We start from the raw sequence: 13,505 nt of genomic DNA, 5'->3' as shown, positions 1-13,505 counted from the left end.
GCGCGGACAAGCAAAGAGACGGACAGTATGGCAAACGTGCAATTGAAGAAGGTGGTCAAGCGGTTCGGCGACGTGGAAGTGGTCCACGGCATCGACCTCGACATCCAAGACAACGAATTCATCGTCCTGGTCGGACCGTCGGGCTGCGGCAAGTCCACGGTGCTGCGCATGATCGCGGGGCTGGAGCCGATCAGCGGCGGCGAGGTGTACATCGGCGACCGGGTGGTCAACCAGGTTTCGCCCAAGGACCGCAACGTGGCCATGGTCTTCCAGAACTACGCCCTGTACCCGCACATGTCCGTGCGCGAGAACATGGGGTTCTCGCTCAAGATGCGCGGCGAGAGCCAGGACGACATCGCGGCCAAGGTGAACGACGCCGCACAGGTCCTGGAGTTGACCCCGTACCTGGACCGCAAGCCGAGCGAGCTGTCCGGCGGGCAGCGCCAGCGCGTGGCCATGGGCCGGGCCATCGTCCGCAACCCGGACGTCTTCCTGTTCGACGAGCCGCTGTCCAACCTGGATGCCCAGCTGCGGACCCAGATGCGCATGGAGCTGCGCAAGATGCACATGCGCTTCGCCACCACGACCATCTACGTGACTCACGACCAGATCGAGGCCATGACCCTGGCCGACCGCATCGTCATCCTCAAGGACGGGTACATCCAGCAGGTGGGCACGCCCATCGACGTCTTCGAGCGGCCCGCCAACGTGTTCGTGGCCAAGTTCATCGGCAACCCGCCCATGAACATCATGGAGGGGACCTTCCGCGTTGAGAACGGCGCGCGCTTCGTCCAGGCCGGGCCTTCCCGGCTGCCGGTGACCGACGGCGCGGCCCCGAACCTCAAGGACGGCGACCCGGTCCTGGCGGGCATCCGCCCGGACTCCATCAAGATGGGCGACCGCATCGCCAAGCTGCCCGAGGCGTGGCTCTGCCAGGGCGAGGTGGTGGTCTCCGAGATCCTCGGCGGCCACTCCCACCTCGAGATCGTGGTGGACGGCGAGCACAAGCTCATCGCCGAGGTCGAGGGGCGCGTGGTGGCCCATCCGGGCGAGATCGTGCCCATCGGCTTCGAGTTCAACCGCATGGTCCTGTTCGACCCCGAAACCACCGAGGCGATTTATTAAAATTTTGGTTTTGCAACTGTTTGAATGAATTGACGATTGATTAACTGAAGCTGTTGTTTGCAAACCCTAGGAGGTACGTATGAAGAATGCTTTTGCGAAATTGATGATCGTGTTTGCGGCCGCGCTGCTGATCGGCGCTCCGCAGGCCGTTCAGGCGAGCGACCTGAAGGGCGACCTGGAGATCTTCTCCTGGTGGGCCGGTGACGAAGGTCCGGCCCTGGCCGCGCTGATCGACATCTACAAGAAAGAAAATCCCGGCGTGAACGTCATCAACGCCACCGTTACCGGCGGCTCCGGCGTCAACGCCAAGGCCGTCCTGAAGACCCGCATGCTCGGCGGTGAGCCGCCGGATTCCTTCCAGGTCCACGCCGGCCAGGAGCTCATCGGCACCTGGGTCAAGGCCGACCGCATGGAAGACCTGACTCCCCTGTTCAAGGAAATGGGCTGGATGGAAGTCTTCCCCGAAGGGCTGATCAAGCTGATCGGCACCGACAAGGGCATCTGGTCCGTGCCGGTGAACATCCACCGCTCCAACGTGATGTGGTACGTTCCCGCCAATCTGAAGAAGTGGGGCGTCGAAGCTCCCAAGACCTGGGACGACTTCTTCGCCGCCGCCGACAAGCTGAAGGCCGCGGGCGTGACCCCGCTGGCCCTGGCCCAGAACTGGACCGCCAACCACCTGTGGGAATCCGTTGCCCTGGCCTCCATGGGCGCCGACAACTGGGACGCCCTGTGGGCGGGCAAGCTGCCCTTCGACTCCGCCGAGGGCGTCAAGGCCTGGGAACTGTTCGGCAAGGTCCTGCAGTACACCAATGCGGACGCCTCCTCCCTGTCCTGGCAGCAGGCCACCGACATGGTCCTGGACGGCCGCGCCGCCTTCAACATCATGGGTGACTGGGCCGCCGGTTACATGACCACCACCAAGAAGCTCGTGCCCGGCGAGGGCTACGGCTGGATCGCCTCTCCCGGCACCACCGGCGAGTTCATGTTCCTGGCCGACTCCTTCGGCCTGCCCAAGGGCGCCCCGCACCGCGACAACGCCATTGCCTGGCTGAAGGTCCTGGGCTCCAAGGAGGGCTCCGACACCTTCAACCCGCTCAAGGGCTCCATCTCCGCGCGCACCGACACCGACCTGTCCAAGTACAACGGCTACCTGCAGTCCGCCGCCGCCGACTTCGGCAAGGACCGCGTGGTCGGTTCCCTGGCTCACGGCGTCGCCGCCAACGAGACCTTCATGGGCGGTTTCGCCACCATCATGGAGATGTTCCTGAAGACCAAGAGCCCGGACGCCGCCGCCAAGGCCTGCGCCCAGCTCGCCAAGAAGTCCGGTATCTAACCGACGCTTAATCGCCGCGCGCCGCGCCGGGTTCATCCCCGGCGCGGCCCGGCCCCAACAAACGGATTTGCTTATGCGGGAAGCCTCGCGCGACAAATTGAAGGCGTTTCTGACGCTCCTGCCGTCCATGATCCTCATCGGCGTGTTCGTCTACGGGTTCATCGGCAACACCATCTGGACCTCCATGACCGACTGGGGCGGCATGGGCGCGCTGGCGCTCGAACCGGAAAAGAATTTCATCGGGCTGGAGAACTACATCGACCTGTTCACCGGGTTCCTGGGCGGCGGATTCCGCCAGGACCTGGTCAACGCGGTCTACTATTCCGTGCTGCTGCTGGCGGGCGCGGTGGGACTGGGCATGTTCATCGCCATCCTGCTCGACCAGAAGCCCCGGGGCGAGGACGTGCTGCGGACCATCTTCCTCTACCCCATGTCCCTGTCCTTCATCGTCTCCGGCACCATCTGGCGCTGGCTGCTCGCCCCCCAGGGCGGGGTCAACGTCCTGCCCACCTATTTCGGCTTCAAGCCCCTGACCTTCTCCTGGCTCTCGAGCCAGAGCGCAACCCTGGTCTTCAACTGGCAGGACCTCCTGCGCATCCTGATCTACATCGCCGCCTTCGTGCTCATCCTGGTCGGCCTGTTCCTGCTGCGCAAGGACCAGGGCAGGGCCATCAAGCGGTGGCTCGTCCCCGGCATCCTGCTGGGCGCCTTTGTCTGGCTCTTCGGCGGGATCATCCCCGACGCCCTGTTCATGGAGGAGGAGCACGGCTTCAACCTGGCCACGCTGGGCATCATCATGGCCACCATCTGGCAGTATTCGGGCTACACCATGGCCCTGTACCTGGCCGGGTTCAACGGCATCTCCCAGGACCTGCGCGACGCGGCCATGCTCGACGGCGCGTCCCAGTTCGGCTACTACCGGTTCGTGGCCATCCCCATGCTCAAGCCGATCACCATCTCGGCGGTCATCATCCTGTCCCATATCTCGCTCAAGATGTTCGACCTGATCTTCGCCATGACCGGCCCGGACAACGCCGAGACCGGCCATCCGGCCCTGACCATGTACCTGACCACCTTCCGGGCCAATGATTTCGCCAGGGGCGCGGCCATCGCCATCGTCCTGTTCCTGATCGCGGCCATGTTCATCGTGCCCTACCTCGTGGGCCAATACCGGCAGAGAGGGAGACGCTAGGATGACCACCCGCAAGATTACCCCGGGCAGCGTGCTGCTCTATGCAACGCTTGTCGTGCTGGCGCTGTTCTTCCTCATGCCCGCCTACATGGCGGCCGTGACCGCGCTCAAGATGCCCGCCGACATCAGCCTGCCCACGGCATGGGAATGGCCCGACGTCGTCAACTGGGCCAGCTTCTCCGAGGCCATCGGCCTGCTCAGGCCCAACTTCATCAACTCCATCATCCTGACGCTCTGCGCCACGGCTGGCTCCACCATCCTGGGGTCCCTCAACGGCTACGTCTTCTCCAAGTGGAAGTTCAAGGGCTCGGACGTGGTCTTCACCCTGTTCCTGTTCGGCATGTTCATCCCGTACCAGGTCATCCTGATCCCGCTGTTCCAGACCCTGCGGTCCATGCACCTGTACGGCGGCCTGCCGGGCCTGATCCTGGCGCACATCGTCTACGGGCTGCCCATCACCTCGCTCATCTTCCGCAACTTCTACGCCCAGATTCCCACCGCGCTCATCGAGTCCGCGCGCCTGGACGGGGCCGGTTTCTTCTCCATCTACCTGCGCATCGTGTTCCCGCTGTCCATCCCCGGATTCGTGGTCACGTCCCTGTGGCAGTTCACCCAGATCTGGAACGAGTTCCTCTGGGGCATCTGCCTCACCCGGCACGCGGACAACCCCATCACCGTGGGGCTGGCCCAGCTCGCCGGCGGCCAGGCGGTCTCCTGGAACCTGCCCATGGCGGGTTCCATCATGGCGGCAATGCCGGTTTTGGCGATCTATATCTTCCTCGGAAGATACTTCATTCGCGGGCTGCTGGCTGGCTCCGTCAAGGAGTAGGTCACCGGGCGGGAGGCGGCTTTCGATAGCGGGCCATCCGCACATTTTTTCCGGGGGCTTTCATCCTCACGTAGACGGCTACGCTGCGGTGAAAGCCCCCGGAAGAAAATGCACGGCTGACCCACTCTCGAAAGCCTATTCCGAGCGCGGGGGAAGAGCCGCTGTCGGATGGCTGTGCCATCCGATTCGCTCCAAAGAGGGAGGCTTGTTCTTTTTTATGTGCCGAAAGAGCCGCTGTTTGGGGGTGCGCCCCAAAGGCGCTCCAATTCCAGAAAGACCTTGAAGCCTCCGGTCCTGCCACGGACCGGAGGCTTTTTCATGCAAACCGCCCCGCCGAAGGCGGCGACAAGGAGTTTTGGAGGGAGAGAGGGGATGGGGGCCAGGGGGAAGGGGAGAGGGGGAACCCTTTGCAAAGGGTTCCCCCTCTCCCCTTCCCCCGGCCGCCGGAGGCATCAAAAAAAAACCCCGGACCCAGGTCCGGGGGTTTTGTATCCGTTCGAATGGTGGTTACTTGCGGTCTTCTTCGTCAGAGCGTTCGTCCTTGCTCTCCGAGACGTTTTCGTCCCACAGCCCGCAGCTGTGATCGATGCAGGAGAGGCACGGTCCGGGATAATCCATGTTCGGCATGGTCGCCTCCTTGATAGTTGTCTTCGCTCACCGGCCACGGAGCGGCCGGTTCTAGTTACAAATGAACATGCGTGATAAATAAGCACCCATGCCGGGTTGGCAAGGGGGAGGCGGTGAAAAAAAAAGGAGGTTTGTTGCCGGTTAGGCCTGCTTGCTGCAATATTTCAGGAACTTCTGGGCTTCAATGAATCCGGGATTGAGGGCCAGGGCGGCTTCGAGACTGCCCACGCACAGTTCGTTCTGGCCCTTTTCAAAGTACACGCGGGCCAGGTTGAAGTAGACGTTCTCGTCGGAATCGACGATCTCCAACGACTTCTCGTAGTAGCGGATGGATTCGTCGTAGTGGCCGTTCTTGCGCAGGGAGATGCCGAACTGGTTGAACTTCTGGCGGTATTCGTAGGTGAATGCCTCGTCCAGGCCGAGCAGGGTGTCGAGCACCGTCTTGAGCTTCTCGAAATCCTTCTGCTGGGAATAGACCTCGCCCAGGCCGTAGTTGGCGTCGATGTTCTTGTCGTCGATCATCAGCGCCTTGATGAACTGCCGTTCGGCCTCGTTCAGGTCGCCGGACGCGAACGCCTCCTGGCCCATGAGGATTTTCCGCTTCAGGGTCTCCAGCGCCGGGACGGTATGGATGCGGTAGTAGGAGGGCTCCGGGGTGTATTGCCGCAGGAAATTCATCTCGGTGAGCACGCTGCGCACGCCCGAGGGGACGTGGTGGGCGTTCAGGGGCTGGACCTCGAATTCCTTCTGGGAGAGCTGGCGGGCATACCAGTAGGTGACGTTGTCGTGCTTGGATGTCGTTCCGCCGGTGCCGATGTCGGAATCGAGCTGGAGGGAGTACACGCCGAGGATGGCCGGAAAGTTGTCCACTTCAGGAGCTCCTGTTCTAGAGATATCCACTTTAGACACTGTTTTAATAGAGGATAAGGGACATGCTGGCACAAATCAATACCAATTCTCACATTGCATCCGATGCCGGACAGGAAAAAGCCCCCTGTGCGGGGGCTTTTCGTGGAGGGTATGCTGCAATGCGATCAGTCGCACGGCTTCCAGGGTTCGTTGACCTTCCGGTCGTAGCCCCGCAGGGGGATGGAATCGGGCAGCAGCGACGCCACCAGCGGAGTGAACGGCTCGTAGTTGTAGAGCACGGCGACCTCGGCCAGTTGGCAGGGCGCGCCCGCGTCGTTGTCGATGCCGTCGCCCGTGGCCGACAGGTCGGGCCAGGAGCGGACGGAGATGATCACCTTGGCCGGGTCCAGGGTGGTCAGCCCGGCCTGGGTGGTGTTGATGATGTCCGCGAGCCGGGTGCCGGTCTCCGCCCCGCGGCCCGTGGCCGCGTAGTGGGCGCCCCTCTGGGCCGCCTTCTGCACGGTGACCCAGGCGTAGACGGCGTTGCCGCCTTCGATGACGCCCATGGCCAGGATGAACAGGATGGGCAGGACCAGGGCCGTTTCCACGGCGGCCAGGCCGCGACGGGAGTTCTTGCGGTTGTTGCGCATGGTCGTAACCTCCCTAGAGCAGGCGCCAGCCGAGCTGCTTGCCGATCTGCTTGAAGACGTCGGGGATGTCGTCCACGCGCGGGGCATCGAAGTAATGGTCGTCGGTGCCTTCCTTGCTGGACGCGATGGTCTTCATCAGGTTGATGTCGGTATTGTCCGAGTAGCCGAACCGGATGGCGAAGATCTCGATGCCCGCGTCCTTGGCCAGCTGGGCCTCGTTGAGCATGTCCTGGTTCAGCACGCCGTTGTCGTCGCAGTGGGCCGTTTTCACGCCCATGCCGTAGTAGGCGTTGGTCCAGTAGTTGTTGGGCCGGTAGTAGGCGCGGTAGGTGCCGCCGCACTCGCCGTCCTCGGTGTCGCCGTCGGTGAGTACGATCATGATCTTGCGGAAGTCCTTCTTGTCGCCGCCCTGGGTGTAGGGGGCCTCGGGGGTCAGGATGTGGCGGCCCCACTTGATGCCTTCGGAGATGACCGTGCCCGAGGCCGCGCCCGTGGCGGTCTGGGTGTTGATGGAGCTGATGATCTGTTCCTTGTCCTGGCTCAGCGGCAGGGAAACGGGCAGGTCGGAGCAGGTGTCGAGGCTGATGGAGCTGCGGTAGTAGTAGGGCAGGGCGTAGTATTCGTCCATGAAGTCCTCGTGTATGCCCCGGTTCAGGGTGCCGTCCGCGTTCTGGCATCCCTCCTCGTACCCTTCGGCGCCCGCGTCGATGCGGACCTTGCCTCGGAAGGCGACCATGCCGACCTTGGTGTCGGGGGTGGCTCCGTCAGGGATGAGCAGGTCGGTCAGTTCGATGGAGGCCTGCTTGACCATGGTAATGGGCGTGCCCTTCATGGAACCGGAGTTGTCCACCACGAAGACCACTTCGAGCTTGTTGAAACCCGCCGTGGCGCTGGCCTGGACCACCTTGTCGGCTATGCCCAGGACCTCCATGAGGATCATCTTCACTTCGGCCTGGGCCGTGACCTTCACGCTGCGGATCTCGGTTCCGGCGGACACGGAGGTGACCACGGCGGATTCCATGTTGTTTTCGACCATGAGGCGCACGGCCTGGTCGACCACGCCCTTGGACAGGTCGGGGTCGTAGGGCAGCTCCAGGCTGCCCGCCAGCGCGCCCGCGTCCACCGCGGCCTGGAGCCGGGTGTGGGTCAGGTACATGTTGCCCATGTCCACGGCGATGCCCGCCACCCCCAGCAGAATGGGGAGCAGCAGGGCCATGACGGCACTGGTCGCGCCTTGACGCGCCTTACGGAAGCGGCATGGTTGTCTGCGCGACGAACCGCAGGGGTTCGTCTTCTTCGTCGCCGAACAACCGCTGACCGTTCTGCGATCCAAACATCTGGTAAACATAGGAAACCTCTACTGTGACGGTTTTTGCCACGGGGTCGGTGGTCACGTTGGTGGACAGGGCTTCGGGGTCGAGGTCCACGACGAGGGCCGCCACAAGGCCTTCCACGTCCGCGGTTTCGCCTTCCATGAGCACGTGGCGCGCGCCTTCGCGGCTGGCCTCGACCAGGGAGGAATAGGTGTGCATGGCGCTGCCGCCCTCCACCAGAAGCAACCCCAGGAATGCCACCACGGGAAGCAGCAACGCGAACTCGATGGCGGCGAGGCCCTGGCGTCTATCTCTCTTTCTCATTCCCGTACTCCTTGAATCCAGAAATTGTACCGGCCGGAAGCCGGGTAACCTCACAGAAGCATTGTGCGTGCCAAAGCAGAATCTTTGCGCATCAATCAGTGTGTACCAGTATGTATTAATTGTATTAAAAGTTTTGTGACCAAGAGCGGCAAAGAAGCGTATTCGGATTGGCGGGCTCATTTGTCTATTTTTTGTGGATATGCCTCTTCGAATCCTGTAGGGTTCCTTCACGCGGGACAAACACCATCAGGGAGCAAACCTGTGGCTGAAAAAATTCTTGTGGTCGACGACGATCGCGCCTTCCAGGGCATGCTGGTCGAGGCGTTGGCCGACAAGGGATACGAAGTGGATACGGCACCTTCCGCCGAGGAAGGCATCAAGAAGGCCGGAGCCGCGGAGTTCGACCTCATCCTCCACGACATCCAGCTGCCCGGCATGTCCGGGCTGGAGGCGTTGCGCCACCTGGCGGACGTGGCCCCCGGCGTGGACGTCATCGTCATGACCGGCTACGCCTCCAAGGATTCCGGCGTCACGGCCATGCAGCAGGGCGCCTACGACTATTTCGAGAAGCCGTTCTCCCTGCGCGAGATGGAAGTGGTGGTCCGGCGGGCCCTGGAAAAGCGCCGCCTCCAGCAGGAGCTGGCCGACCTGAAGCGGCGCGGCGGGTCCAGCCCCCTGCACAACATCATCGGCCAAAGCGCGCCCATGATGGCGGTCAAGGAGCGCATCGCCCGCGTGGCCGAGCTCAACGCCGACGTCCTGATCATGGGCGAGACCGGCACCGGCAAGGAGCTGGTGGCGGACACCATCCACGCCCTGAGCTCCCGGGCCAAGGCCCCGTTCGTCAAGATCAACTGCGCGGCCATCCCCGAGAACCTCATCGAGTCCGAGTTGTTCGGCCACGAGAAGGGGGCCTTCACCGGGGCCACGAGCATGAAGCAGGGCAAGTTCGAACTGGCCAAGTCCGGCTCCCTGATGCTCGACGAGATCGGCGACATGCCGCTGCACCTCCAACCCAAGCTGCTGCGCGCCGTGGAGCAGAAGCAGGCCGAGCGCGTGGGCGGGGCCAAGCCCATCCTGTACGACGTGCGGATCATCGCGGCCACCAACCAGGAGCTGGAGGAGCGCGTCCGGGAGGGCGAGTTTCGCAGCGATCTATACTATAGACTGAACGTGGCCACCCTGATCCTGCCGCCCCTGCGCGACCGCAAGTCCGACCTGCCGCAGCTGGCCGAGTTTTTCCTGGACCGGGCCAACCGCCGCCTCGGCACGGACATCGCCGGGGTCTCGTCCGAGGCCATGGAGATATTCTTCAACTACGACTGGCCGGGCAACGTCCGCCAGTTCGCCAACGCGGTGGAGCGCGCGGCCATCTTCTGCACCTCCGCCATGATCACCCCGGCCGAGGTGGATCAGGCGTTCTCCAACGCCCGGCCCGTGGCCGACTCCCCCCTGTTCCTGCCCACGGGAGAGGGCGTGCCCCTGAAACAGGCGCTCATCGACTACGAGAAAGCGCTCATCGAGAGCGCCCTGCGCGCCTGCGGCGGAACCCAGACCGAGGCCGCCTCGGCCCTGGGCGTGTCCGCCAAGAACCTCTGGAACAAGCTCAAAAAGCACAATATCGACCCGGCATCGTTCAAGAAATAGGTGGAGGCCCCCTCCGCTCCCGGCACCGCTCCCGGCTCGGCCCGTTGTCCGTGTCCACGTTTTGTGGTGTCCCCTGGCGGGCTCCCCGTCGTCCAACCCCGTTTTTTCCTCCCTTTTTACGTTGAAATCCCCTCGCCCCGGCTGGGCTTCACAATAGTCTAGTATTTGTGGATTGGCGTAACAGCTCGTTTTTATAGAGGTTGTTTCGCGATAAAACAGGGCCGCCATGCGCCTCAAGTCCACTAATTATAGATTATACCGTTCTGGCACTAGCCATGGAACGAGGGGTTGATGCGTGTTCGAATTTTTATCTTCAATATTTATGGGTAGTTGTGAGCATAAATTTCCCCCTGGCACAGGCTGTGGCACGCGGGTTGCTCTATGGTGGGCGTGGCTGGTGCTGAAAGGCACACGAAAGTTAAAAACAGAAATTTACCAAACCAAGGAGAACGATGATGAACAAGCTGATGAACCTCATCCGTGACGAAGAAGGCGCGACCGCTATCGAATACGGCCTGATCGCCGCCCTGATCGCCGCCGGTATCGTGGGTGCCACCACCGCCCTCGGCGAGCAGGTTGTGTCCACTTTCGACTTCATCACCGGGCAGATGCAGGAAGCCGCCAATACCGCCAGCGGCACCGGCGACACCGGTACTACTGATCCCGCTCTGTAGGAGTGGGTGACAAGCTAACCGTTTAACGGAAGCAGCCAGAGCAGCCGAACCGGGGCTTTCGGGATGGTCCCGTAAGCCCCGGTTTTGTCTCCGGGGGAAAGCGGAGGCGACAAGCGGCTCGACTGGCAAATCGGGGGAACCATGGAAATTCTCGTCACCGTCGCGATCGGCGTAGCGCTCATAGTCGCGTCCATTACCGACATACGCAGCCAGCGCATCTACAACTGGCTGACCTTCCCGCTGATCCTGGCGGGGTTCGCCACCCACACCGTGTTCGGCGGCATGGCCGGGCTGAAGTTCGCCGCAGGCGGCTTCGCCCTGGGCTTCGTGGCCATGGCCATTCCCTATTTCTTCGGGGCCATGGGGGCCGGAGACGTCAAGCTCATGGCCGGCGTCGGCGCATGGCTCGGCGTGGAGGCCACCTTCGTCGCCTTCCTGTTCACCTGCATCGCGGGCGGCGTCTACTGCATCGTCGTTCTGGTCCGAGACCCCTCCCTGTTCATGCGCGCCATGCGGAACATCTGGAACACCCTGTATGTCCTGGTGGCCACCCGCAAGATGAATTTCGCTCCGACAAGCTCCGGCCAGGCCCTGCCGAGACTCTGCTACGGCGTGGCAATCGCGGTCGGCACTGCCGCCGCCATGGCCCTTTCCGCCCTGCAAACCGGTTCCATCTACGCCGGGTATTAAGGAGGACATGACATGAGCAAGTCCAAGAGAGCATTGATACAGCTGGGGTTGGCCCTGGTGCTGGCCACGGTTGCCGGCGTGGTGATTTTCCGTTGGACCAGCGGCGTGCGCCAGACGGCCCCCGCAGCCATCGCCCAGGTGTCCACCGTGGCCGTCGTGGTCGCCAAGGACCCGGTCCGCCACGGCATGAAGCTGACCGCTGACATGCTGGAAGTCCGCAACTTCACCGCCGACTCCCGGCCTGCCGACTCCTTCGGCAAGGTCGAGGATCTGGCCGGCCGCGTCCTCAACCAGGACGTGGGGGCCAACGAGGCCATAACCCGGCTGAAGCTGGCCGACGAGTCCGTCATGGGCGGCGGCGTTTCCGCCATGATCGAGCCCGGCAAGCGGGCCATGGCCGTCAAGGGTAACGTGATCATGGGGCTGTCCGGTTTCGTCCGTCCCGGCGACAGGGTGGATGTCATCGTGTCCATGACCGTGGGCAGGGACGACAAGCCGGTCACCAAGCTGGTCCTGGAACGGATCAAGGTGTTGGCCACCGGCACCGAGCTGCAGCCGCCCACCAAGGAAGGGATGACCGCTTCGGTGGACGTCTACACCCTGGAGCTGACCCCCGAGGAGTCCGAGCGCCTGGCCCTGGCCGCCTCGCGCGGGACCCTGCATTTCGCCCTGCGCAACGAGCAGGACGAGGAGGGCGTGCTGACCCTGGGTTCGGACATCCCCAAGGCGTTGGCCGCGCTCCGGCCCAAGATGCCCGCCAAGAATTACAAGCCCGTCACCCGGATCGAAGTGATCAGCGGCACCGCCCGCTCCACGGTGAAGTTCTAGGAGGCCGTCATGATGCGCATCACCGCCATAACCGCCATCCTCGTTCTTCTGGCCTGCGTCCCGGCCCTCGCCGGTCCCCAGACCACCGAATCCGAGGTCGTGGCCATGGTCCTGAACAAGTCCACGATCATCGACACGGACGTCAAGGTGACGCGCGTGTCCCTGGCCTCCGAGGGGCTGGTGGACATGGTCCTCATCTCCCCCCGGCAGATCTACCTGACCGCCAAGGCGCTGGGCTCCACGTCCCTGACCCTGTGGTCCGGCGCGGAAGTGGCCAAGGTCTACGACCTGGTCGTGGCCCCGGACGTGACCCGGCTGAAGCGGCTGATCCATGAGACCATGCCCGGCGAAAAGGAAATCCGCGTCCTGTCCTCCGGTTCGGCCATCACCCTGGCGGGCAGCGTGTCCAGCTCCGAGCACCTGAGCCGGGCGCTGGTCCTGGCCAAGGCCGAGGCGGGCGGCAACGTGGTCAACCTGTTGAACGTGGACGGCATCCACCAGGTCATGCTGGAAGTCCGGGTGGCCGAGATGTCCCGGTCCGTGACCAAGCAGCTGGGTTTCAACTTCGCGGCCATCGGTTCCAACTTTTCCATCTTTTCGCTGATCAACAGCCTCGCCTCCTACAACCCCGACGACGGCTACCTGGTGGCGGGCGACAAGGTCAACATAATGGGCTCGTACACCAACGGCTCCTACGGCCTCTTCGGGATGCTCAACGCCCTCAAGGCCAACGGGCTGGTCCGCATGCTGGCCGAGCCGAACCTGACCTGCGTGTCCGGCGAGTCCGCCGAGTTCCTGGTGGGCGGCGAAGTGCCCATCCCCATGCCCGGCTCCCTGGGAACCGTGGGCATCGACTACAAGCCCTTCGGCATCGGGCTGAAGTTCACGGCCACGGTCCTGTCCTCCGGGCGGATCAACCTCCAGGTGAACCCCGAGGTCTCCGAGCTGGACTACTCCCGCTCGGTGCCCGTTTCCGGATACGAAGTGCCGACCATCTCCACCCGGCGCGCCAGCACCGTGGTCGAGTTGGCGGACGGGCAGTCCTTCATGATCGCCGGGCTGATCAGCGACACCCTGCGCGAGAATTCCAGCAAGGTCCCGGGCCTGGGCGAAATCCCCATGCTCGGCAACCTGTTCAGCTCCAAGGACTTCGCCTCCAACAAGACCGAGCTGGTGGTCCTGGTCACCGCCCACCTGGCCAAGCCCGTGGACATGGCCGCCCAGACCCTGCCCACGGACGGGTTCAAGGAACCGGACGACAAGGAATTTTATCTCTTCGGCCTGCTTGAGGGGCAGAAGGACGAACCCACCGAGACCGCTTCCAACGGCACCGGCGGCGAACAGGGCGCGGTGATCCGCCCCGAATCGGGATTCGACGGCGAATTCGGCCACTCGTGGTCCAACTGACGGCAAACGAAAGG

General features: G+C 63.3%; 13 protein-coding genes. 9 read left to right on the top strand and 4 right to left on the bottom strand.

Going from position 1 to position 13,505, the window contains the following annotated elements; all coding sequences use genetic code 11:
• The first annotated feature begins 27 nt into the window (after positions 1-27).
• The 4 genes from AWY79_RS17200 (at position 28) to AWY79_RS17185 (ending at position 4,482) form a co-directional block, all read left to right on the top strand.
• A complete protein-coding gene (locus AWY79_RS17200; RefSeq protein ID WP_066806583.1) occupies positions 28-1,125 on the top strand; it encodes an ABC transporter ATP-binding protein in 1,098 nt (365 codons plus the stop codon).
• Between the two features lie 79 nt (positions 1,126-1,204).
• The gene (locus AWY79_RS17195; protein ID WP_078063850.1) at positions 1,205-2,461 is read left to right on the top strand and encodes an ABC transporter substrate-binding protein; all 1,257 of its coding nucleotides are present in this window, start codon (positions 1,205-1,207) and stop codon (positions 2,459-2,461) included.
• A 73-nt stretch (positions 2,462-2,534) separates the two neighbouring features.
• Positions 2,535-3,653, top strand: a complete 1,119-nt coding sequence (locus AWY79_RS17190) for a carbohydrate ABC transporter permease (RefSeq protein WP_066806581.1) — start codon at positions 2,535-2,537, stop codon at positions 3,651-3,653.
• Between the two features lies 1 nt (position 3,654).
• Positions 3,655-4,482: a carbohydrate ABC transporter permease gene (locus AWY79_RS17185; protein ID WP_066806579.1), complete on the top strand. Its 828-nt coding sequence runs from the start codon at positions 3,655-3,657 to the stop codon at positions 4,480-4,482.
• 768 nt (positions 4,483-5,250) lie between these two features.
• Here the strand turns inward: AWY79_RS17185 and AWY79_RS17180 are convergent.
• The 4 genes from AWY79_RS17180 to AWY79_RS17165 form a co-directional block, all read right to left on the bottom strand.
• Entirely contained in the window at positions 5,251-5,979 is a 729-nt protein-coding gene (locus AWY79_RS17180) for a tetratricopeptide repeat protein (RefSeq protein WP_066806578.1), read from the bottom strand.
• 164 nt (positions 5,980-6,143) lie between these two features.
• A complete protein-coding gene (locus AWY79_RS17175) occupies positions 6,144-6,608 on the bottom strand; it encodes a TadE/TadG family type IV pilus assembly protein (RefSeq protein WP_066806575.1) in 465 nt (154 codons plus the stop codon).
• Between the two features lie 13 nt (positions 6,609-6,621).
• Positions 6,622-7,941, bottom strand: coding sequence for a VWA domain-containing protein (locus tag AWY79_RS17170; RefSeq protein ID WP_418055034.1), 1,320 nt, complete (start codon positions 7,939-7,941; stop codon positions 6,622-6,624).
• Entirely contained in the window at positions 7,853-8,245 is a 393-nt protein-coding gene (locus tag AWY79_RS17165; RefSeq protein WP_066806571.1) for a TadE/TadG family type IV pilus assembly protein, read from the bottom strand. The genes AWY79_RS17170 and AWY79_RS17165 overlap by 89 nt, the downstream gene beginning before the upstream one ends.
• A gap of 261 nt (positions 8,246-8,506) precedes the next feature.
• Here AWY79_RS17165 and AWY79_RS17160 point away from each other — a divergent pair, with 261 nt between their 5' ends.
• From AWY79_RS17160 to AWY79_RS17140, 5 genes are all read left to right on the top strand, one after another.
• On the top strand, positions 8,507-9,892 hold the full coding sequence (locus AWY79_RS17160; RefSeq protein ID WP_066806569.1) for a sigma-54-dependent transcriptional regulator: 1,386 nt from the start codon (positions 8,507-8,509) through the stop codon (positions 9,890-9,892).
• A gap of 455 nt (positions 9,893-10,347) precedes the next feature.
• A complete protein-coding gene (locus AWY79_RS17155) occupies positions 10,348-10,566 on the top strand; it encodes a Flp family type IVb pilin (protein WP_066806567.1) in 219 nt (72 codons plus the stop codon).
• 141 nt (positions 10,567-10,707) lie between these two features.
• On the top strand, positions 10,708-11,256 hold the full coding sequence (locus tag AWY79_RS17150; RefSeq protein ID WP_066806565.1) for an A24 family peptidase: 549 nt from the start codon (positions 10,708-10,710) through the stop codon (positions 11,254-11,256).
• Positions 11,257-11,268: 12 nt separating this feature from the next.
• Positions 11,269-12,084: a Flp pilus assembly protein CpaB gene (cpaB, locus tag AWY79_RS17145; protein ID WP_066806563.1), complete on the top strand. Its 816-nt coding sequence runs from the start codon at positions 11,269-11,271 to the stop codon at positions 12,082-12,084.
• 9 nt (positions 12,085-12,093) lie between these two features.
• Positions 12,094-13,491 carry a type II and III secretion system protein family protein gene (locus AWY79_RS17140; protein ID WP_233490952.1) on the top strand — a complete coding sequence of 466 codons (1,398 nt, stop codon included), beginning with the start codon at positions 12,094-12,096 and terminating at the stop codon, positions 13,489-13,491.
• The last annotated feature ends 14 nt before the right edge of the window (positions 13,492-13,505 follow it).

The organism is Pseudodesulfovibrio indicus, assembly GCF_001563225.1.
Classification (GTDB): Bacteria; Desulfobacterota; Desulfovibrionia; order Desulfovibrionales; family Desulfovibrionaceae; genus Pseudodesulfovibrio; species Pseudodesulfovibrio indicus.
Note: the sequence above shows the minus strand (reverse complement) of the source record. Positions and strands in the feature narration are given on the sequence as shown.

Coding starts and splice junctions, on each gene's coding strand:
- AWY79_RS17190 (WP_066806581.1), top strand. CDS start 2,535: ATGCGGGAAGCCTCGCGCGACAAATTGAAGGCGTTTCTGACGCTCCTG.
- AWY79_RS17140 (WP_233490952.1), top strand. CDS start 12,094: ATGATGCGCATCACCGCCATAACCGCCATCCTCGTTCTTCTGGCCTGC.
- AWY79_RS17195 (WP_078063850.1), top strand. CDS start 1,205: ATGAAGAATGCTTTTGCGAAATTGATGATCGTGTTTGCGGCCGCGCTG.
- AWY79_RS17150 (WP_066806565.1), top strand. CDS start 10,708: ATGGAAATTCTCGTCACCGTCGCGATCGGCGTAGCGCTCATAGTCGCG.
- AWY79_RS17175 (WP_066806575.1), bottom strand. CDS start 6,608: ATGCGCAACAACCGCAAGAACTCCCGTCGCGGCCTGGCCGCCGTGGAA.
- cpaB (WP_066806563.1), top strand. CDS start 11,269: ATGAGCAAGTCCAAGAGAGCATTGATACAGCTGGGGTTGGCCCTGGTG.
- AWY79_RS17185 (WP_066806579.1), top strand. CDS start 3,655: ATGACCACCCGCAAGATTACCCCGGGCAGCGTGCTGCTCTATGCAACG.
- AWY79_RS17155 (WP_066806567.1), top strand. CDS start 10,348: ATGAACAAGCTGATGAACCTCATCCGTGACGAAGAAGGCGCGACCGCT.
- AWY79_RS17165 (WP_066806571.1), bottom strand. CDS start 8,245: ATGAGAAAGAGAGATAGACGCCAGGGCCTCGCCGCCATCGAGTTCGCG.
- AWY79_RS17200 (WP_066806583.1), top strand. CDS start 28: ATGGCAAACGTGCAATTGAAGAAGGTGGTCAAGCGGTTCGGCGACGTG.